The organism is Allokutzneria albata (assembly GCF_900103775.1).
GTDB lineage: Bacteria > Actinomycetota > Actinomycetes > Mycobacteriales > Pseudonocardiaceae > Allokutzneria > Allokutzneria albata.
Map to the genome: position 1 here is coordinate 7,230,526 of NZ_LT629701.1, position 20,861 is coordinate 7,251,386.

At 71.4% G+C, this 20,861-nt stretch carries 16 protein-coding genes; 3 read left to right on the plus strand and 13 right to left on the minus strand.

Annotation, left to right across the window (positions count from 1 at the left end; all coding sequences use genetic code 11):
- Nucleotides 1-110 precede the first annotated feature (110 nt).
- The 5 genes from BLT28_RS33155 to BLT28_RS40600 form a co-directional block, all read right to left on the minus strand.
- Nucleotides 111-719: a (2Fe-2S)-binding protein gene (locus BLT28_RS33155; RefSeq protein ID WP_052406746.1), complete on the minus strand. Its 609-nt coding sequence runs from the start codon at nt 717-719 to the stop codon at nt 111-113.
- On the minus strand, nt 719-1,579 hold the full coding sequence (locus BLT28_RS33160; RefSeq protein WP_043810127.1) for a 3-hydroxybutyryl-CoA dehydrogenase: 861 nt from the start codon (nt 1,577-1,579) through the stop codon (nt 719-721). Before BLT28_RS33160 ends, BLT28_RS33155 begins: the two co-directional genes overlap by 1 nt.
- A gap of 34 nt (nt 1,580-1,613) precedes the next feature.
- A complete protein-coding gene (icmF, locus tag BLT28_RS33165) occupies nt 1,614-4,835 on the minus strand; it encodes a fused isobutyryl-CoA mutase/GTPase IcmF (RefSeq protein ID WP_030426721.1) in 3,222 nt (1,073 codons plus the stop codon).
- A 105-nt stretch (nt 4,836-4,940) separates the two neighbouring features.
- Complete coding sequence (locus tag BLT28_RS33170; RefSeq protein WP_030426720.1) at nt 4,941-5,516, minus strand: Uma2 family endonuclease; 576 nt, start codon at nt 5,514-5,516, stop codon at nt 4,941-4,943.
- Between the two features lie 61 nt (nt 5,517-5,577).
- Complete coding sequence (locus BLT28_RS40600) at nt 5,578-6,447, minus strand: helix-turn-helix domain-containing protein (protein ID WP_156050404.1); 870 nt, start codon at nt 6,445-6,447, stop codon at nt 5,578-5,580.
- Between the two features lie 91 nt (nt 6,448-6,538).
- Here BLT28_RS40600 and BLT28_RS33180 point away from each other — a divergent pair, with 91 nt between their 5' ends.
- Nucleotides 6,539-7,135 (plus strand): hypothetical protein, encoded by a 597-nt coding sequence (locus BLT28_RS33180; RefSeq protein WP_156050402.1) that lies wholly within the window; start codon nt 6,539-6,541, stop codon nt 7,133-7,135.
- Here the strand turns inward: BLT28_RS33180 and BLT28_RS33185 are convergent.
- The 3 genes from BLT28_RS33185 to BLT28_RS33195 form a co-directional block, all read right to left on the minus strand.
- Nucleotides 7,132-7,788: a response regulator transcription factor gene (locus tag BLT28_RS33185; RefSeq protein WP_030426717.1), complete on the minus strand. Its 657-nt coding sequence runs from the start codon at nt 7,786-7,788 to the stop codon at nt 7,132-7,134. The genes BLT28_RS33180 and BLT28_RS33185 overlap by 4 nt on opposite strands.
- A gap of 49 nt (nt 7,789-7,837) precedes the next feature.
- On the minus strand, nt 7,838-9,118 hold the full coding sequence (locus BLT28_RS33190) for a sensor histidine kinase (protein WP_030426716.1): 1,281 nt from the start codon (nt 9,116-9,118) through the stop codon (nt 7,838-7,840).
- Between the two features lie 79 nt (nt 9,119-9,197).
- A complete protein-coding gene (locus tag BLT28_RS33195; protein ID WP_162184779.1) occupies nt 9,198-10,700 on the minus strand; it encodes a DUF3239 domain-containing protein in 1,503 nt (500 codons plus the stop codon).
- Nucleotides 10,701-10,809: 109 nt separating this feature from the next.
- On the opposite strand from BLT28_RS33195, the gene BLT28_RS33200 reads away from it, so the two are divergent.
- Nucleotides 10,810-11,400 carry a TetR/AcrR family transcriptional regulator gene (locus BLT28_RS33200; RefSeq protein ID WP_030426714.1) on the plus strand — a complete coding sequence of 197 codons (591 nt, stop codon included), beginning with the start codon at nt 10,810-10,812 and terminating at the stop codon, nt 11,398-11,400.
- 25 nt (nt 11,401-11,425) lie between these two features.
- On the opposite strand, the gene BLT28_RS33205 is transcribed toward BLT28_RS33200, so the two are convergent.
- The 3 genes from BLT28_RS33205 to BLT28_RS33215 all read right to left on the minus strand — a co-directional run bounded on the left by BLT28_RS33205 (nt 11,426) and on the right by BLT28_RS33215 (nt 14,804).
- Nucleotides 11,426-12,409 (minus strand): zinc-binding dehydrogenase, encoded by a 984-nt coding sequence (locus tag BLT28_RS33205; protein WP_030426713.1) that lies wholly within the window; start codon nt 12,407-12,409, stop codon nt 11,426-11,428.
- Nucleotides 12,410-12,478: 69 nt separating this feature from the next.
- Nucleotides 12,479-13,984, minus strand: a complete 1,506-nt coding sequence (locus BLT28_RS33210) for an alpha/beta hydrolase (RefSeq protein ID WP_030426712.1) — start codon at nt 13,982-13,984, stop codon at nt 12,479-12,481.
- Nucleotides 13,985-14,057: 73 nt separating this feature from the next.
- On the minus strand, nt 14,058-14,804 hold the full coding sequence (locus BLT28_RS33215; RefSeq protein ID WP_030426711.1) for a TetR/AcrR family transcriptional regulator: 747 nt from the start codon (nt 14,802-14,804) through the stop codon (nt 14,058-14,060).
- A 75-nt stretch (nt 14,805-14,879) separates the two neighbouring features.
- Between BLT28_RS33215 and BLT28_RS33220 the strand changes: the two genes are divergently transcribed.
- Nucleotides 14,880-15,707 (plus strand): NAD(P)H-binding protein, encoded by an 828-nt coding sequence (locus tag BLT28_RS33220; RefSeq protein WP_030426710.1) that lies wholly within the window; start codon nt 14,880-14,882, stop codon nt 15,705-15,707.
- 3 nt (nt 15,708-15,710) lie between these two features.
- Here BLT28_RS33220 and BLT28_RS33225 read toward each other — a convergent pair whose 3' ends face one another.
- Complete coding sequence (locus BLT28_RS33225) at nt 15,711-16,982, minus strand: M1 family metallopeptidase (protein ID WP_030426709.1); 1,272 nt, start codon at nt 16,980-16,982, stop codon at nt 15,711-15,713.
- Nucleotides 16,979-20,764, minus strand: a complete 3,786-nt coding sequence (locus BLT28_RS33230) for a Pls/PosA family non-ribosomal peptide synthetase (RefSeq protein WP_030426708.1) — start codon at nt 20,762-20,764, stop codon at nt 16,979-16,981. The genes BLT28_RS33225 and BLT28_RS33230 overlap by 4 nt, the downstream gene beginning before the upstream one ends.
- Between the last annotated feature and the right edge of the window lie 97 nt (nt 20,765-20,861).

Below are 20,861 nucleotides of genomic sequence, written 5' to 3' on the forward strand. Positions count from 1 at the left end.
GCCCGGCGCTTTTCGTTTCAGCGCAAGGGGTGCTTGCGAACCTTGTTCAACCGGCTCGCGGAGATCACGGTTCTCGCGGTGTACGTCCTCATCCTGAACGCGCGCTGCGGCTACGCGCGGTTGAGCGAGCAGTCACCGCAGAGGCCACCGTTGGGCACGCGGTAGTAGAGGCAGCAGCTCCGCCGCCTGTAGCCGGTGTCGGTGAAGTCCCCGGCCGCGCTCAGTCGTGGGTCGGCGAGCACGTCCATCGCGGTGTCCCAGGTCCGCTGGTCCAGCTCGCCGGCATTGGCGATCACCTTCAGCGTGCCCACGAGTGAGGACGCGGCGTTGCCCCACAGCAGGCCCTCCGCCACTTCACTGCGGAGGGCCGACACCATGGGCGCGAAGTGCTCGTCGAGGGCGATCTCCGCGATCGTCCCCGTGGCGCTCGGCAACGGGGCAGCGGTGGTGAAGCCGCTCGTCGCCCAGTGGATCTCGTCAGCGGGCAGTGCGGGCACGGGAAGGCCGAGCGCCACGGCACCGAGCAGCGGCGACCACACCCGCGCCGTGTAGCCCTGGAACAGGATCGACGCGCCGACCCGCCGTTCCTCGGTGCCCAGCCGCGCGCAGACGTCGTCGACGCGCTCCCCGAGCCCTACGCCGTCGTACACCTCGCGCAGTGTGGGCGCTTCGAGCCCGGCGCCCACCGCGATGACGAAGTACTCCCCGAACCGCCGCACTACGCCGAGTAGTCGTAGAAACCTCGCCCGGACTTCTTCCCGAGCAGGCCCGCGTCCACCATGCGCAGCAGCAGGGGCGGCGGGGAGTAGAGGGCTTCCTTGAACTCCGCGTACAGCGACTCCGCGATCGCCTTGGTGGTGTCCAGGCCGATCAGGTCGGCCAGGCGCAGCGGGCCCATCGGGTGGGCGCAGCCGAGCACCATGCCGTTGTCGATGTCGTCGGCGGAGGCGAAGCCCGACTCCAGCATCCGGATCGCCGACAGCAGGTAGGGGATCAGCAGCGCGTTGACGATGAAGCCCGCGCGGTCCTGCGACCGGATCACCTGCTTGCCCAGGACGTTCGCGGCGAACTCCTCGGCGCGGCGGGAGGTCTCCTCGCCGGTGAGCAGCGAGGTGACCAGCTCGACCAGCTTCAGCACCGGCACCGGGTTGAAGAAGTGGATGCCGATGACCTGCTCGGGCCGCTGCGTCGCCATGCCGAGCTTCATGATCGGGATGGACGAGGTGTTCGACGCGAAGATCGCGTCCGGCCGGGTGACCACCTTGTCCAGGGTGGCGAAGACGTCGACCTTGGTCTGCTCGTGCTCGGCGACCGCCTCGATCACCAGGTCCCGGTCGGCGAACTCGCCCAGGTCGGTGGTCATCCGCAGGCGGCCGAGCACCGCGTCGCGCTCGTCCTCGGCCATCTTGCCCTTGCTGACCGCGCGGTCGATCGACTTGGTGATCCGGGCGCGGCCCGCGTCGGCCGCGGTCGAGTTGACCTCGCTGACCACGACGTCCAGCCCGGCGCGCAGGCACACCTCGGCGATGCCCGCGCCCATCAGGCCCGAACCGACCACACCGACCTTGCTGACGCTCACGTCTTCACCCTTCGCGAACTCCACAAAACGAAACTCAGACGTTCCGACGATACTGGCCGCCGACTTCGAAGAACGCCTCGGTGATCTGGCCGAGCGAGCACACCCGCGCGGCCCGCATCAGCTCGGCGAACACGTTGCCGTCACCCATCGCCACCTCGCGCAGCCGCTTCAGCGCGGCCTCGGCGGTGTCGGCGTTGTTCCGGTGGAACTCCCGCAACCGGGTGAGCTGGGACTGCTTCTCCGCCTCGGTGCCCCGCGCCAGCTCGATCGGCCCGGCCGCCTCGGACCCGCGCGGGTTGCGGAAGGTGTTCACGCCGATGATCGGCAGCGAGCCGTCGTGCTTGCGGTGCTCGTAGAGCATGGACTCGTCCTGGATGCGCCCGCGCTGGTAGCCGGTCTCCATCGCGCCCAGCACGCCGCCGCGCTCGCTGATCCGGTCGAACTCCACCAGCACGGCCTCCTCGACCAGGTCGGTGAGCTCGTCGATGATGAAGGCGCCCTGCAACGGGTTCTCGTTGCGGGCGAGGCCCCACTCGCTGTTGATGATCATCTGGATGGCCAGCGCGCGGCGCACGGAGTCCTCGGTCGGCGTGGTCACCGCCTCGTCGAAGGCGTTGGTGTGCAGGCTGTTGCAGTTGTCGTAGATCGCGATCAGCGCCTGCAGCGTGGTGCGGATGTCGTTGAAGTCCATCTCCTGCGCGTGCAGCGACCGGCCCGAGGTCTGCACGTGGTACTTCAGCTTCTGCGAGCGCTCGTTCCCGCCGTAGCGGTGCTTCATCGCCACCGCCCAGATCCGCCGCGCCACCCGGCCGAGCACCGAGTACTCCGGGTCCATGCCGTTGGAGAAGAAGAACGACAGGTTCGGCGCGAAGTCGTCGATGTCCATCCCGCGCGCCAGGTAGGACTCCACGTAGGTGAAGCCGTTGGCCAGGGTGAAGGCCAGCTGGCTGATCGGGTTCGCCCCGGCCTCGGCGATGTGGTAGCCGGAGATCGACACCGAGTAGAAGTTGCGGACCCCGTTGGCGATGAACCACTCCTGGATGTCGCCCATCATCCGCAGCGAGAACTCGGTGGAGAAGATGCAGGTGTTCTGGCCCTGGTCCTCCTTGAGGATGTCGGCCTGCACCGTGCCGCGCACCGTGCTGAACACCTTCCTGGCGATCTCCTCCGTCTCGGCCCCGGTGGGCGCGCGCCCGTTGTCCTCGGTGAACTTCTCGACCTGCTGGTCGAGCGCGGTGTTGAGGAAGAAGGCCAGGATCGTCGGCGCGGGGCCGTTGATCGTCATCGACACCGACGTGCTCGGCGAGCACAGGTCGAAGCCGTCGTAGAGCACCTTCATGTCGTCGAGCGTGGCGATGGAGACGCCGGAGGTGCCGACCTTGCCGTAGATGTCGGGGCGCTCGTCGGGGTCGCGGCCGTAGAGGGTGACCGAGTCGAATGCGGTGGAGAGCCTGGTGGCCTTGGAGTCCGACGACAGGAAGTGGAAGCGGCGGTTGGTGCGGAAGGGATCGCCCTCGCCCGCGAACATCCGCGCCGGGTCCTCACCGTCCCGCTTGAACGGGAAGACCCCTGCGGTGAACGGGAACCGGCCCGGCAGGTTCTCCTCGCGGAGGAACCGCAGCAGTTCGCCGTGGTCGCCGTAGCGGGGCAGCGCCACGCGCGGGATCCTCGATCCGGAAAGACTTTCCCGCCACAGCTGGGTCCGCAGCTCCTTGTCCCTGACCTTCACCACCAGCTCGTCGGCCGAGTACGCCTCGACCGTCCTCGGCCAGTCCTCCAGCAGCGCGTGGCTGTCCGCAGCCAGCTCCCGGTCGGCTTCGGCGTGCAGCTGCTCCAGCACGTCGGTCTCGCCACTTCGCTTTTCCACCAGGGCTTTGCTGGCGGCGAGCTGCTGGCGGCGGCGGGCGATCTCCACCTGCTCGGCGGTCTCGACGTGGTAGCCGCGCACCGACTCGGCGATCTCGGCGAGGTAGCGCACCCGCGAGGACGGGATGATCTGCGCGATCCGGGTGGACGCCTTGCCGGTGACCTGCGGCAGCACGCCCTCGGCCGCCTTGAGCCCGTGCGCGGACAGCGTGTCGCGCAGGAACTGGTAGAGCGCGGTCACGCCGTCGTCGTTGAAGGTCGCCGCGCTCGTGCCGAAGACCGGCATCTCGTCCGGGGGAGTGCCGAACGCCTCGCGGTTGCGCACCAGCTGGCGCGCCACGTCGCGGCGCGCGTCCTCGGCGCCCCTGCGCTCGTACTTGTTGATCGCCACGGCGTCGGCGAAGTCCAGCATGTCGATCTTCTCCAGCTGCGACGCGGCGCCGAACTCCGGCGTCATCACGTACAGCGAGGCGTCGACGAACGGCACGATCGCGGCGTCGCCCTGGCCGATGCCCGGGGTCTCCACGATCACCAGGTCGTGCCCGGCGGCCTTGCACGCGGCGATCACGTCGGCGAGGCCGGTCGGCAGCTCGGTCCCGGCGCCCCTGGTGGCCAGGGAGCGGAAGAAGATCCGGTCGCCGTCGAGGCAGTTCATCCGGATGCGGTCGCCCAGCAGCGCGCCACCGCCCTTGCGGCGGCTCGGGTCGACCGCGATCACCGCGATCCGCAGCTTGTCCTGCTGGTCGATGCGGAACCGGCGGACCAGCTCGTCGGTCAGCGAGGACTTGCCGGAGCCGCCGGTGCCGGTGATGCCGAGCACCGGGACGTCCGTGGCGGCGGCCTTCTGCAGCTCGGCGCGCTCGTCCTCGCTCAGCCCGCCCCGCTCGATCCGGGTGATCGCCCTGGCCAGCGCGGCCTGCTCGCCGTGGAAGACCCCGGTCAGCGGCCGCGGCTCCAGCTCGACGTCGCAGGCGGCGACCATGGAGTTGACCATCTTGGCCAGGCCCATGGTCTGACCGTCCTCGGGGGAGAAGATCCGCGCGACGCCGCGCTCGTGCAGCTGCGCGATCTCCTCGGCCACGATCACCCCGCCCCCGCCGCCGTAGACCCGGACGTGCCCGGCCCCGCGCTCGCGCAGCAGGTCAACCAGGTAGCCGAAGAACTCGACGTGCCCGCCCTGGTAGGAGCTGATCGCGATGCCCTGGACGTCCTCCTGGATCGCCGCGGTGACGATCTCGTCGACCGAGCGGTTGTGCCCGAGGTGGATCACCTCCGCGCCCTGGGCCTGCAGGATGCGCCGCATGATGTTGATCGACGCGTCGTGCCCGTCGAACAGGCTCGCCGCGGTCACGAAGCGCACCGGGTTCACGGGTACGTGCAGATCGGACACGGCGCACTCCTCGGGCCGACGGTAGAAGCTCGGAAATAAAATAGTAGGACTTCCAAGTGAACGGGTACCGGCCGGCCCTGTGAGCCCGCTCATGCGAGTGGTCGCTCAGCTCAGTGCGGTGAGATCGATGTCGACGGGGGTGACCAGCGTCGTGGCCAGGCGCGGATGGTGCGCACCGGTCTCGCGGTACTCGCCGGAGCCCTCGTCCAGCTCGAAGGTGTGCGCGGTGATGGCCAGCGCGCCGCTGGCCGGGCTCTCGATGCGCCAGAAGTGGGGGATCCCGGCCTCCGCGTACGCGAGCGGCTTGGAACCGCGGTCCTCGCGGCGCGACCCCCTGGACACGACCTCCACCGCGAGCAGGATCGCGTTTCCCGGGATGGGCCGCGTGGTCAGCGGGATCGCGGCGTCGAAGACGACGACGTCCGGGCTGAGGTAGTCCAAGGGGTCCTCGGCCAGCATGACGTCGATGTCGATCTCCAGCTGCCACCCCTCGGCCAGCTGCGGCTCCAGCGCCGCGGAGAGGCGGCGGATGATGCGCTGGCGGACGGGCAAGGGGAGCGGGTTCACGATGAGGGCTCCGTCGAGGACTTCGACACGGCAGTCTTCCGGCAAGGCCTGCACGTCGGCGAGGGTCCAACCGTCCGGTGGCGGGTACAACATGTCATGCGACAGAGCCGTCATGAGAACTCCTCCCGGCCACCCCACGGTACCGCGCGCCCTCGTGACGCCGCCGAACTCGGGATCAGCGCTTGCCGACGCGCCAGGGCAGCACGGGGCTCTGCGTGCCGGTCGCCTTCGCGTCGCCCCACACCGCCGGGGCGTCCGGCGTCCCGTACTCGACGCTGACCGCCGTGGAGTAGACCCGGTTCTCCGGAGCGTCCACCGCGAACGGGCCGCACAGCGCGCTGTGCCCGGCCTCCTCGAAGATCACGCGGCACGAGCGCAGCGTGCCCTTCAGCGCGGCCCGGCCCACGGCGTCGTGCAACCAGACGTGCACCGTGACCTCAGGTGTCGGAGCCGTTGCCCGGACCAGGACGCTCGTCCGCAGCTGGTCGTCGACGACGGCGATGCAGGGCCGCACCTCGGCGGTGACGCGCCCGGCGTAGACGGGGTCGCGGCACGTGCCCGACAGTGCGACGTCGGCGGGGCCGGCGGTGATCGTCTGCGGTGCCGCCGAGGCTGACCCGCCGCTGTCACCGGGGACCAGCATGATGCCGATCGCCAGCACCGAACAGCAGATCGCGGCGGCGACAGGGAACAACCAGCGCGGCCGAGCTCGGGCAGGGGTGGGCTCGGGAGCTGGAGCGGACAGCTGCTGCCGGAGGTCGAGGAGGCGCTCGACGGTCGCCTCGGCGGGCGAATCCGCGTAGTGGGCGCAGGCCCGGACGAACGCCTCGGTCACGTCCTCGGTGGGCCAGGTCGTGCCGGACGCCGCGTTGCGCAGGGTGGACACCGAGTACGGGCGGCCGACGGCGCGGGACCGCTTCGCCAGCTCCTGGTAGCTCGGCCGGCCTGCGCGCTCGCGCACCTCCCGCAGCTCGTGGGCGAACCGCGCCAGGGGCCCGTCCGCCGGGTCCACGGGGTTCTCCGGGCGGCCAGTCCGACCGTTCATCAACTCTCCCACCAGGCACGGTGTCAATCCGTTGATTATCAACCCCGCACGCCCCTGGATGATCAACCATCCGGGCGGCAGCGTCGGCGGCGTGCATCAACCCGGGTGGTATGAAGACGACAACGGACAACGGCGGTGGTGGAGCGCGGAGACCGGGTGGACCAGGGACGTCCAGTCCGGGGGGATTCCGACGACCGACCCCGGCCCGACACCCCACACCTCCACCCCGACGTCGTCGCCGAGCGCGTGGGACTACGCGGCACCGCTGAGCGCCGCGGCCAGGGACAGCCTGCGGAACGCCGGACGCGATCTCTCCCCGTTCCCGAAATGGCCCATCTCCACCGGCGCGACGATGCTGCTGGCGGTCGCGTTCGTGGTAGCCGCGGTCATCTCGCGGTACTTGGCCCTCTTCCTCTTGCTCGGCGTGCTCGCCGCGGCGGTGACTGGCGTGCGCTCGTGGCTGCGGTTGCGGTACACCGCCGACCTCGACCGCGAGCTGAGGCTGCTGACCAAGGTGAGCTGCGGACTGTGCCCGCTGCTGATCGGCGTGGTCGGGCTGGGCTTCGCCTCCGCCGCCCGCGTCAGGCCGGAACGCCGTCGTGAGCTGATCGGTCACGGCTGGGTCGGGCAGCTCGTCGCGCTCGGCGTGCTGTTCGCGGTGATGGCCGTGATCGGCCTGGTGACCTAGGCCTTCAGCCAGGCCAGGACGGCCAGGACGCGGCGGTGGTCGTCGTTGGACGGGGGCAGCGTGAGCTTGGTGAAGATCGACGAGATGTGCTTCTCCACCGCGCCGCCGCTGACCGAGAGCGTGCGGGCGATGGCCGTGTTGGTGCGGCCCTCCGCCATCAGCGCCAGCACCTCGCGCTCCCTCGGCGTCAGCTCGGTCAGCGGGTCGTTGCGGCGGCGCAGCGCGAACAACCCGGCGACCACCTCGGGGTCGAGCACGGTGCCGCCGTCGGCCACCCGGTGCAGGGCGTCGGACAGCTCGTCGAGCTTGGAGATCCGGTCCTTCAACAGGTAGCCGACTCCACCGGAACCGGGACTGCCCGCCTCGGCGAGCAGATCGGAGGCGTAGGACTCCTCCACGTACTGCGAGAGCACCAGGACGCCGAGACCGGGGACGACCGACCGGGCGCGCATCGCGGCGCGCAGGCCCTCATCGGTGAACGACGGTGGCATCCGGACGTCCACGACCGCGATGTCCGGCCGGTGCTCGGCCACGGCGTGGACCAGCGAGTCGCCGTCGCCCACCGCGGCCACGACGGTCGCCCCGGCCTCGCCGAGCAACCGGACCAGGCCCTCGCGCAGCAGGACGGAGTCCTCGGCCAACACAACGCGCACCGCGCCACCCCTCTCGAATCCGAGGGGTCACGCTACCCGTGCGCACCGTTCAGGTCAGGGGAATGTCCGCGGTGAGGACGGTCGGCCCGCCCGAGGGGCTGGCGATGTCGAGGCGGCCGTCCACCGCGGCGAGGCGGTCCGCCAGCCCGGCGAGGCCGTGGCCCTTGCCGAGGTGCGCTCCGCCCTTGCCGTTGTCGCGGACCTGGAGCAGCAGCACCTGCGCGTCGCGCTTCACCGTGACCGTGCACAGGGAAGCGCCGGAGTGCTTGGCGACGTTGGTCAAAGCCTCGCTGACCACGAAGTAGGCCGCGTTCTCCACCGCCTCGGGAAGCCGCGCGCCGGTCTCCAGGTCGATGTCCAGCGAGACCTCGACGGGACAGCGCGCCGCGGTCGCCGTGAGCGCCGCGCGCAGGCCGCGGTCGGTGAGGATCGGCGGGGCGATGCCGCGGGAGACCGCGCGCAGCTCCGAGAGCGCTTCCTGGCTCTGCACAAGGGCTTCCTCGACCAGCGGCCGCGCTGCCTCGGGGTCGTCGTCGAGCCTGCGGCGCACCGCTTCGAGGTCCATGTTCAGCCGCACCAGGCGCTGCTGCGGCCCGTCGTGGATGTCCCGCTCGACCCGCCGCAGCGTCTGCGCCTCGGCCTGCACGGCGGCCGTGCGGCTGGTGGTCAGCTGCTCGGCGCGGGCGCGCAGCGCGGCGGCCTCGTTGGTCAGCATCAGGCGGACCATGCCGGAGTCGAACGCGGCCAGCCCGCGCAGCACGTACGGCAGCGTCAGCGCGAAGAACAGCCCGATCGCCACGTACCCGGTGAGGTGGATGAACTCCGAGTCGTAGCCGAGCAGCGCGAACAGGTGCACGTTGCCCTCGGGCAGCGCCCACTCCCACAGGGGGTAGCTGATCCCGCCGAGCGCGACGGCCGACCACGTCACCGTGAACACCCACCCGACGATGCGGACGGGCAGCTGGATGATGCCGAACAGCAGCTCCCGCCAGGACTGCGGATCGTGCAGCGACCGCCAGAGCCTGCCGAAGCCGCGCCCCTCGTTGCGGCGGTAGTACGTCGGCGGCAGCTCGCGGCGGTAGAGCCAGCGGACCCGCGCGCGCTCACCGGAGGCGAAGCCGCGCGCGGCGGCCAGGCAGCCGGCGAGGATCGCGATGCCGACCCAGATCACCGTCAGGCCGACGCCCAGCCAGAAGGTGACCATCAGCGGGATGAACGTGGCCAGCCCGATGAACAGGCCGGGAATCAGGTAGCCGAAATCCCTGCGGGCCTGGGCCCAGGTCACCGGGACCGGCTGGTACCGGTCGATGCCGGTCGCGTTCGAGGTCATGGCTCAAGCCTGTCGTGTTCGGCGCTGCCCGTTCCATCCGGCGACCCGCACACCGCTGGTGGGGCTAGCCCCACCCCGTTCACTCCCGCGGCACGGTGAGGCCCCGCAGGCGGTGTGGCAGTTCCTCGTGGGTGAGCAGGATGGTGTGGTCGGTGGTCCCGGAGACGATCTGCGCCCGTTCCAGGTTGTGCTGCAGGTAGGCCCACTCGATCTCGTCGATCTCCTCGACGGCGCGGGTGATCGTCGCCGGATCCGGGGTGCCCCAGGCCACGGGCACCGCGACCACGAAGTCCCAGTAGCCCATGCGCGCCCACGGGTGGTCCGGGCTGCTGGAGAACCGGCAGGTCACCGGGACCCGTTCGCCGACCGCGATCCGGTGCCCCGGCAGGTTCTCCGCGCGCAGCGTGTGCAGCGCGAACCGCCGGGGGACGTCGCCCGTGGTGGTCACATCGGCCAGCACCAGCACGGTCGCCGCGCCCTTGCTGTCCACGTGGGAGATCATCCCGGGGCACAGCACGCCCCGGCGGAAGTACTGGTGCGGGCTGCCGTTGGTGCGCCGCGCCCGCGCCAGGAAGAGTCCGCCGAGCAGGGCCAGGCCGAGCAGCGCGCCGCCCGCGATGTAGCCCCACAGCTGTCCACTGAGGACGAACGAGGCACCGGTGGCCGCGAGCACGGCGCTGGTGATCCCGACGGTGAGCAGCCAGGGCCGGTCCCCGCGCCGGTAGATCTCGTTGTACCGGCGCGCGTGGCCGCGGTCGGGCTGGAAGTCCAGGCGGCGCTGACCGTTCTTCGGCGACCACGCCGTTCCCCTGATCAGCGGGAACACCGGCACCGCCTCCGGGGAGACGTGCGGCTGGCCGCGGTCGTCCCACGCCAGCTCGATGCCGAAGCGCTGCCGCGGGTAGCGCAGCTCCGTCGGCAGCTTGTCCGCGGGCAGCACCATCGGCCGGTCCTTGCCCTTGAGCTGGCCCGCGCCGTGGGCGAGGTCGCCGAGCAGCACCCACTCCGCCGCGTCGATCGACGAGCCGACCTCGCGCAGCACCTGCGCGTCCGCGATGGCCCAGGAGACCGGGGCGGCGTCGAAGTTCGACCAGTAGGCCGACTTCTTGCCGCTGAGGTCGAACGCGACGCACGGGATGCGCTCGCCGGGCGACCACATCGCGCCGCCGGGAAGCTGCACCAGGCGCAACGCGAAGCGTGGCACGGTCGTGGGGGTGCGCGACATCTCGGCCATCACCAGCACCGCGGCCCGGCCGTCCTTGCCGACCTCCAGCACGACCCCGGGGACCACCTGCCCGCCCTGGTAGGGCCGCCACGGCTGCCTGCGCCCGGCGAGCACCAGCACCAGTCCGCCGATCGCGACCAGGGCCCCGACCACGCCGAGAACGATCGCCCACCACGGTCCGGTCAGCGCCCACGCGCTCAGCGCCAGCACCGGGAACGCCGCCCACAACGCCCTGCTCAGGCCGGCACGCCACTGCGCGTAGTGGCCACTCGTGGCCCGCAGGTGCGCGTCGTCGACCTCCCACTGCTGGTACCGCTGTGGGTGGGTGGCCGGAAGCCCGTGTCGCGGCTGGTTCAACTCCTGCGCTCCCATGATCGGAGTGGTTCACCAGGAACTTACTTGAGCCGGTGAACGGAGCGCGGGACGCACGGGCGCGTACGTACGTATGAATGGATAGGCTCACTCCGTGGGACATCGTGAAGAACTGCTCGCCGGGGCGAAGCAGTGTCTGTACGAGCGGGGCTACGCACGCACGACGGCCAGGGACATCGTCGCGGTGTCCGGCGCCAACCTGGCCTCCATCGGATATCACTTCGGTTCCAAAGAAGCGCTGCTGACCGCGGCGCTGATCGAGGCGACCGAGGAGTGGGCCGAGGCCGTCAACAAGATGTGGGACCCCGACCCCGACGCCCCGTTCATGGAGCGGTTCGAGTCGCTGTGGAAGGCCGTCGTCGCCTCGCTCGGCGAGCACCGCAACCTGTGGGTGTCGACCTTCGAGGCGCTCAACCAGGCCGAACGGCTGCCCGAGCTGAAGCGGCGGCTGTCCAACGACGTCGAGCTGGCCCGGGGCTCCTTCGCCCAGCTGTTCGGCCCCGGGCCGGAGCCGGGGGACGAGCGGGCCGACCGCGCGGTGGGCGCGTTCTACGTCGCGCTGATGCAGGGCTTGATGGTGCAGCGCCTGCTCGACCCGGAACGCGCCCCGACCGGCGAGGACATCGCGTTGGCGATGCGCACCATCATCGAACGCGCCACCACCCACCCCGACGTTTCGCACTGAATGAGTCATTCGGTGCGTCCGGGGGTCACGGGGTGAGGACGACCTTGCCGGTGGTGGCGCGGCCGACCAACGCGGTGTGCGCGGCGGCGGCGTCGCTGAGCGGGAACGGCGGGTTCACCAGCGGCACGAGCTCGCCCTTGGCCAGCGCGTCCATCGCGCGCCGCTCCAGGGCGCGGAGACCGCCCGCCCGCTGGATCATCGCGGGGCCGATCGCAACACCCGCGGTGATGCTCTTCGCCCACAGGTCGTCCTGGGTGAGCTTGGTGGACTCGCCCGCCGACCACCCGAAGAAGTAGATCCGCCCGCCCGCGCCGAGCAGGCCGAGCGAGGCCTGGCCGATCGCACCGCCGACGCTGTCGAGCACCAGGGTGACCGTGCGCTCTCCGAGTTCGGAACGCACCTGTGCCGCCCAGTCCTCCTGGGTGTAGTCCACGGCGATCTCCGCACCGAGCCCGCGCACCACCTCGACCTTCGCCGAACCGCCCGCGAGGCCGACGACGGTCGCGCCGACGTTGCGCGCGTGCTGGACGAGGAGGTTGCCGATGCCGCCCGCCGCCGCGGTCACGAGCACGACATCTGCGGCGGTGACCGCGGCGGCGTCGAGGACGGCCATGGTGGTGCGGCCGGTGCCGATCATGGCCACCGCCGCGCCGTCCTCGACGCCTTCCGGGATCTCGTAGAGCGATTCCGCGTTCGCCACGGCCAGTTCCGCGTAGCCGCCGCTGGCCATGCCGAGGTGCGCGACGACGCGGCGGCCGAGCCAGGCCGGGTCGGTGCCCGGGCCGAGCGCGTCGACCACCCCGGCGACCTCGCGGCCGGGGGTCATCGGCAGCTCGGGCAGTGGCATCGGACCGCCGCCGGTCCCGGACCGGATGGTCGTGTCGAGCAGGTGCACCCCCGACGCGGCCACCCGGATCCGGACCTGGCCCTCGTCCGGCTCCGGATCGGGAACCTCCTGGTAGAGCAGGTTCTCCGCCGGGCCGAACTCGTACTGCCGGATCGCGCGCATGTCGTCTCCTCGATCGTGGTTCGTCTCGGGGACGACGCTAGAAACCCAACCGAGGTTGAGGTCAAGCGATCAGAACGGCTGCCGGTTCGGCTTGCAGACCAGCCCGGGGGCGGGGAGTTCCCCGTTGGTCAGGTACTTCTCCGCGGCGCTGTCCACGCACGTGCTGGACCCGAGGCTGGTGTGCCCGAACGCGTCCACGTCGAGCAGCCGCGCGTTGCCGAGCTGGGCCGCCATCCGCTTGGAGAAGGTGTACGAGGTCGCCGGGTCGTTGTAGATGCCGATGACCAGCACCGGCGCCGCGGTCTTGGCGTTCCACGGTCCCCGGTAGACCTTCTTCGCGGTGACCGGCCAGTGCGCGCAGCCGACGAAGTCGTGGAAAGCCTGTCTGCGCCCGAAGGTCGGCGCGTCGCGTTCCCACGCCGTCGCGGTAGTGGGGACCAGGGACGGCGTCCTCGGGAGCGGCTTGTCGGAGCAGTTGATGCCGTAGAAGGCGTCGTGGTCCTTGTACGGGGCGTCCGCGGTCCGCTCGGCGACGTACTGTTCGGGTGCGGTGTGCAGCTGCTGGAGTTCGGTCGCCAGCTTCGCCAGGTCCACGGGACCGGACAGCGGGATCTTCTCCAGCGCGTCGCCGACCTTCGCCACGAACTGGCTCAGGGTGATCGGGCCGCCGCCTTTGCGCAGCCGCTCGCGGATCGCGTCGAACTTGGCGCGCGGGTCACCCTCGCTGAACGCGCACTTCGGACCTTCCTCCTTGCAGCGCTTGAGGAAAGCCGTCAGCGCGTGCTCGAAGGCCAGCGCCCGCTCGCGGTCGTAGCGCAGCCCGTCGTTGGTGCGCAGCGAGGGGTCGACCGCGCCGTCGAGGAGCATCGCGCGCACCTTGCCGGGGAACAGGTTCGCGTAGGTCGCGCCGAGCAGCGTCCCGTAGGAGAGGCCGACGTAGGTCAGCTTCTGCTCGCCGAGCGCGGCCCGGAGCAGGTCCATGTCCCGTGCAGTGTCCTCGGTGGACAGATGCTCGATGATCGGCCCGCCGACCTTGCCGCAGCCGCGGCCGTACTCCGCGTAAGCGTCCATAGTGGACTTGATCTGCTGGTCGGTCGCCGGGACCTGCGTCATCCGCGCGCGCAGCGCGTCCGCGCTCTCCTGGGTGGTGAAGCACTGCAGCGGGTTGCTCCTGCCGACACCACGCGGGTCGAACCCGATCAGGTCGAAGCGCTCGGGCACGGTCGACGGGAACAGCACGCTCGGGATGGTCGCCAGCAGCAGCCCGTCGGCACCGGGGCCACCGGGGTTGATCAGCACCGAGCCGATCCGCTCCGCGGGCTTGGACGCCGCGCGGCGCAGCACCATCAGGTTGATCTTGCTGCCGCTCGGCCTGGCGTGGTCGAGCGGGACGGCCAGGGTGCCGCAGCTGTACCGGAAGCGGTGCTCCGGCGGCACGAAGGTCAGTGCGTCCTCGGGGCAGGGGCCCCAGGCGATGGGGGTGGGCGCCGGATTGGCGGCGGGGGTGGCGACGGCGGGTACCGCGGACCCGATCAGCGTCGCGACGAGCAGGGCGATCGTCGGTGACCGAAGCACAGGGAATCCTCCTCGGGTTTGCCCGAAGCGTCCCATTGGCCCCGTTGGCCCGGGTATGCGCAAAAAAGTGGAGTCAGCCCCGGTCGGCGAGGTAGCGCGCGATCCCGTCGAGCGTCCTGGCCAGGCCGAACTCGAACGCGCCGCCCTGCCGGCTGAACGCGTCCGCGTCCAGAACTCTGGTCAAATTCGGGTAGTCCGCGCGCTCGAAGTGCTTCTCCCAGAAGAACTGGCGCGCGGTCCACCACTGGTCGTCGCTGACCCCGGTGCGCCGCTCGGCCTGCGCGGAGTCGACGGAGTTGCGGGCTTTCCCGCGCACGTAGCCCTCGACGAGGTCGACGACGCCGACCATGTCGCGTTCGTCGAGCCCGGCTTCGGCGAGCGCGCCCAGCGCGTCGTCGTAGGCCCGCAGCTCGTTGGGGCCCAGCACCGGCCGGTGCCCGGTCACCTGGAGCATCCACGGGTGCCGGTGGTAGAGCTGCCAGTGCTCGCGGGCGAACAGCTCCAGCCGTTCCCGCCACCCCGTGCCCTCGTCGGGGCGGCGCACCTCGCCGGTCGCGCGGTCGAGCATGAGGTCGACGAGTTCGGCCTTCGCGGGCACGTAGGTGTAGAGCGACATCGTGCCGACGCCGAGCCGCTCGGCGACCTTGCGCATGGACAGGCCGTCGAGGCCGTCCACGTCGGCGATCTCGATCGCGGTGGCGACCACCCGCTCCACGGTGAGCCGCTGCTTGGGGCCCCGGGTCGGCGTCCCGGCCTTGCCCCACAGCAGCGCGATGCTGCGCTCCGGATCGCCAAGGCCGCTGTACTCGGCAGGGCTCATGCTCGCTCCTCCTCCGGTTGACGGCCCATCCTAAAACTCCGTACCTTGTACGAAGTTTCGACGGGAGAGGCAGGGATGACGATCTTGGTGACCGGTGCGACCGGCAATGTGGGCCGGGCCGTGGTGGCGCAGCTGCTCGGCGCGGGCCGGGCCGTCCGGGCGGTGACGCGCACCCCGGCGACCGCGAACCTCCCCGCCGGGGTGGAGGTCGTCCGGGGCGATCTGGCCGACCTCCCGGCCGAGGCGTTCGCGGGGGTGGAGCGCATGTTCCTGTTCCCGGCCAACGCGAACCAGGCCGTGGAGACCGCGGTCCGCGCGGGAGTGCGGCGCATCGTGGTGCTGTCCTCGATGGCGCTCGACGACGCCACCGACGACACCGGTCCGGCGGGCTACCACCACGCGGAGGAGCTGGTCGCCGAGCGCGCCGTGCGGGCGTCCGGTCTGGAGTGGACGATCGTGCGGCCCGGCGAGTTCATGGCGAACGCGCTCGGCTGGGCGGATGCGATCCGCGCGGGTGAGGTCGTCCGCGCTCCCTCCGGTGCCGTGCCCGGCATGCCGGTCGACGAGATCGACACCGCCGCCGTCGCGGTGACCGCGCTGCTGGAGGACGGGCACTCGGGCGAGATCTACGAGGTGACCGGTCCGGAGCTGATCACGCCCGCCGAGCAGGCCCGCGTCATCGGCGAGGTGATCGGCCGCGAGGTCGGGTTCGTGGCGCTGTCCGAGGAGGAGACCGCCGAGTACTGGCGCAACCTCGGCGTGCCGCAGGACATGATCGACTGGTTCACCTCGTTGGAGCAGACCGCGACCGAGCCCCTCAAGACCGTGGAGAACGTGGTCGGCCGTCCCGGCAGCCCCTTCTCCGCCTGGGCGCAGCGCCACGCCGACGCGTTCCGCCGCTGAGGATCAGAGGGCGGGGAGGCGGGTTTCGTGGAGCCAGGAGTGGAGCACGGGGCGGATCGGCGCGGGGGAGATGCGTTCGGCCAGCGCGGTGAAGTCCTCGGTGGTCGCGGTGGAGTGGCGGTGGGTCGCGGTCCATTCGCGGAGCAGGCGGAAGAACGGGTCGTCGCCCATGACCCGCCGCAGCGCGTGGAGGGTGAGCGCGCCGCGTTCGTACACGCGGTCGTCGAAGATGCGCCGCGCTCCGGGCGCTCCGATCGCGATGTCCTGGGGGAGCCGCGCGAGTTTCGCGTGCGAGCGCAGCGCCGGCTCGTGCGCTGAGCGGCCGGAAGCCTCGGCCCACAACCACTCCGCGTAGGTCGCGAAGCCTTCGTGCAGCCAGATGTGCCGCCAGTCGGCAGCCGTCACGCTGTTGCCGAACCACTGGTGCGCCAGCTCGTGCGCCACCAGGCGTTCCGAGCCGCGCCTGCCGTCGACGTGGTTCGACCCGAAGATCGACATGCCCTGGGCCTCGACCGGAACGTCCAGCTCCTCGTCCACCACGACGATCCCGTACGCGGCGAACGGGTACGGGCCGAACAGCCGGGAGAACTCCTGGAGCATGCGCGGCTGGTTGGCGAAGTCGGTGCGGAACGCGCGCACCAGCCGAGCGGGCACGGCGGCGGGCTGGCGAACGGGCGCCCCGGCGAGCTCGACCGACGCGTACCGTCCAATTTGGACGGACACGAGGTAGGTGGACGTCGGCGACGGTTGCTCGAAGACCCACGTGGTGCCGGAGCGGGAGACCAGCGTGCCGGTCGCGATCACGGTGTAGGCGGGCGCGGTCGTCACCGAGATCCGGTACGCCGCCTTGTCCGCGGGGCGGTCGTTGCACGGGAACCACGACGAGGCGCCGGTCGGCTGGCTCGCCACCAAAGCCCCGTCGGAGAGCTGGGTCCAGCCGATCTCGCCCCAGTGGCCGCGGTTCGGCCGCGGCACCCCGGCGTAGCGGACCTCGACGGTGAACTCCTCGCCTTCCGGGACCAGACGGCCCGGGCGCACGCGCAGCTTGCCGAGCCGGTGGGCGTAGCGGACCGGCTTGCCGTCGAAGAGCACCCGGTCCACCCGCAGCGGCCCGAAGTCGAGGCTCACACCGTTGAGCGCGGTGCGCGCGACCGCCGTGATCACCGCGCACCCGGCGAGCCGGTTGGCCCCCGGGCGGTAGTCGAGGTGCAGGTCGTAGCGCAGGACCGAGTAGCTGTCGTCGCCGTGCGCGTCGAGGTACGGAACCTGCTTCATCCCTTGCGGGCCTTCCCGGTGCGCCACGCCGCGATCGGGTTGCCCAGCCAGCGGGTGTCCGGCGGGACGCTCTCGCCGCTCATCATCAGCGACGCCGGGCCGACCGTGGCCCGCGCGCCGATCGTGGTGCCCGGCAGTGCGATGCCGTGCGGCCCGAGCGTCGCGCCTTCGCCGAGGGTGACCGTGTCCATCCGCATGATCCGATCATGGAACAGGTGGGTCTGGACGACACACCCCCGGTTGACCGTCGCGCCCCGGCCGATCCGCACGAGGTCCGCCTCCGGCAGCCAGTACGACTCGCACCACGCGCCGCGCCCGATCCGCGCGCCGAGCCCGCGCAGCCACAGGTTCATCACCGGGGTGCCGCCGACCGAGCCCACCAGCCACGGCACCGCCAGCACCTCGACGAAGGTGTCCGCGAGTTCGTTGCGCCACACGAAGGAACTCCACAGTGGACGTTCGATCCGGCCGAACCGCCCGACCAGCGACCACTTCGCCAGGCAGGCGACCACGCAGGCGATGACGCCCGCGCCCAGCAGCACGAAACCACCCAGCCACGACGGCGTCGACCGGAGCACCCGGAGCACGGCGACCGCGAGCGCGACGGTGCACATCACCGGGATCACCCGGCACAGCTCGACCAGCGCCCGCGCGATCACGAGCCTGCGCGGTGGGTCGAACGTGCGGCTCTGGTCTCCGGTCTCCGCGACGCGCGGCAGCTTCATCGGCGGCATGCCCAGCCAGGAACTGCCCGCCTTCGCCCGTTTCGGAGCCGCCGAGAGCACGCCGACGAGGCCGCGGTTGGGCACCGAGCGGCCCGGCGCGGTCATGCCGGAGTTTCCGAGGAAAGCGCGCTTGCCGACCTTCGCGGCGGCGATCCGCATCCACCCGCCGCCGAGTTCGTAGGTGCCGACCATCGTGTCGTCGGCCAGGAACGCACCGTCGCCGACCGTGGTCATCGACGGCAGCGCGAGCACGGTCGAAGCTTCGACCCGCCGCCCGACCTTCATGCCGAGCGCCCGCAGCCACACGGGCGTGAACAGGCTGGCGTACAAGGGGAACAGCGCCACGCGTGCGGAGTTCATCAGCCGCTCGGTGGCCCACGCCTGCCACGCGATCCGCCCGTGCACGGGGTGGTAGCCCTCGCGCAGGCCGATGCTCAGCAGCCGCACGCTGACCAGGACCAGCAGCGCGTAGGCGAGCATGAACAGCACGGTCACCAGCGGAACCGACAGCAGCGACCCGTTGAAGGCCACGAGGACGAACAGGCTCGGGATCGCGGCGACGACGGGCAGCAGGTCCAGGAAGAACGACGTCACGTTGTAGGTGAACGCCCAGCGGCGCTTGTGCTCGGGGCGCTCGTCGGGCCAGCGCTGCGCCGCCTTGCCGGAGCGCGCCGCGGGCACACCCGCCCAGCGCTGCCCGGCGGGCACGGAGCCCAGGACGCACGAGCCCGGCGCGATCTGTGCGCGTTTGCCGATACGGGCGCCCGGCATCAGCGTGCTGCGTGCCCCGACGGTCGCGCCGGCGCCGACGCGGATGCGGCCGACGTGCAGCACATCGCCGTCCAGCCAGTGCCCGGACAGGTCGACCTCGGGCTCGATCGCGCTTCCCTTGCCCAGCTTGAGCATGCCGGTCACCGGGGGCACCGAGTGGAGGTCGACGCCCTGACCGATCCGCGCGCCCAGCGCCCTGGCGTAGTACGTCGTCCACGCGCCGGAGAGCTTGGCCGCGCCGCTGAGCTCCGCCAGCTTCTCGGCCGCCCACAGTCTCAAGTGGACACTGCCGCCGCGTGGATAGGAGCCCGGACGCAGGCGGCGCAGCAGCAACCGCGCGCCACCGACCGCGATCCCGAGGCGGCCGAGCGGGCTGATGAACACCGCCCAGCCCGCCAGCACCCACCACCACGACACGGCGGGCGCCCAGCCCAGCACGTTGTTCGCGGCGGTGAGCACGACGACCCACCGCATCGCCACCACGGTCAGCAGCACCGGGAGCAGCGCGATCTGCACGAGCCCGGTGCGCAGGCGGGTCGGCAGCACAACGCGCTCGGCCGACTCGGTCGCCTTGAACTCGTCCAGCCGCGCGGCCAGCTCCCCGACCGTCGAGCGCTGGTAGACGTCGTTGACGGAGCAGCTGGGATAGCGCTGCCGGAGGAGTGAGACCAGCTGCGCGGCCGCCAGACTGCCGCCGCCGCTGGCGAAGAACTCGGTGTCCTTGTCGGCAGGGGGCCTGCCTAGCACCTCGGCCCACTGCTCGGCCAGCCACGCCTGCGTGGGGTCCAGATCGGCAGCCTGCTCGGTCGTGCTGGGCAGCGGCCACGGCAGCGCGTTGCGGTCGACCTTGCCCGAGGTGCGCGTCGGCAACGTGTCGACGATCGCCAGCAGCGGCACCAACGCGGCCGGGAGCGCGGCGCGCAGCCGGTCGAGCGCGGCGGCCTGGTCGAAGCCGTCCACTGTGGACACCAGATAGCCGACGAGGATCTGGTTGCCGCCCTTGGTCCTGCGCACGGCAGCCGCCGCACCCGCCACATCGGGCAGCGCCTGCAGCGCCGCGTCGACCTCGCCGAGCTCGATCCGGCGACCGCCCAGCTTGACCTGTTCGTCCGCTCTGCCGAGGAAGACCAGGCCCTCCGGCTCCGCTCGGACCAGGTCACCGCTGCGGTAGGCACGCTCCCAGCCCAGCGACGGCAGCGGCGCGTACTTCTCCGCGTCCTTGGCCGGGTCCAGGTAACGCGCCAGCCCGACGCCGCCGATCACCAGCTCCCCGGACCCGCCCACGGGCACCAGCTCGCCAGAGGCGTCGACCACTGCCAGCTCCCAGCCGTCCAGCGGGAGGCCGATGCGCACCGGGCCCTCCCCGGTCAGCTGCGCGCCGCACGCCACCACGGTCGCCTCGGTGGGGCCGTAGGTGTTCCAGACCTCGCGGCCCTCCACGGCGACGCGCTCGGCGAGTTCGGGCGGGCACGCCTCACCCCCGAAGATGAGCAGCCGCACCTCGTCCAGCGCCTCCGCGGGCCACAGCGCGGCCAGCGTCGGCACGGTGGACACCACGGTGATCTCGTGCTCGACCAGCCACGGTCCGAGGTCCATTCCCGTGCGCACCAACGCCCTCGGCGCGGCGACCAGGCACGCGCCGTGCCGCCAGGCGAGCCACATCTCCTCGCACGAGGCGTCGAAGGCCACGGACAGCCCCGCGAGCACGCGGTCTCCCGGGCCGATCGGTTCGTCCACAAGGAACAGTCGGGCCTCGGCGTCGACGAAGGCCGCCGCGCACCGGTGGCTGACCGCGACGCCCTTCGGCTTTCCCGTGGATCCCGAGGTGAAGATGATCCACGCGTCGTCGTCGGGCCCCGGCTCGCCCGCGACGCGCATCGGCGTGCCGACCACGGTCAGCTCGCGACCCGCGCCCAGCACCGCGCACACGCCCGCCTCGCCGAAGACCAGCTCGGCCCGCTCGTCCGGGTCTTCGGCGTCGACGGGGACGTAGGCAGCGCCCGCCGCGAGCACCGCGAGGATGCTGACGTAGAGGTCCGTCGTCCCGGAGGGCACGCGAACGCCGACCCGGTCGCCGACGCCGATCCCCTCTGCCGCAAGGGAAGCGCGCAGCTCGTCGACCTCGGCCAGCAACGCCCGGTAGCTCAGCGCGGTCGAGCCCGCGCGCAGCGCGTGGGCCGTGGGGTGCAGCCGGGCGGTCTCGGTGATGATGTCGAGCAGCGTGCGCTCCGGCGGCGCGGACGAACCCGCGTACAGGGCCGGAGCCAGCGTCTGCACCGCGGTCATGGGCGCGTCCTCCGAACTCTGGGATGCGCTTTTCTTTCCTGCGAAAGGAAAATCCGATCGGCGCGACCGCCGAGCCTACCGCGTGTCCGGTGAAACC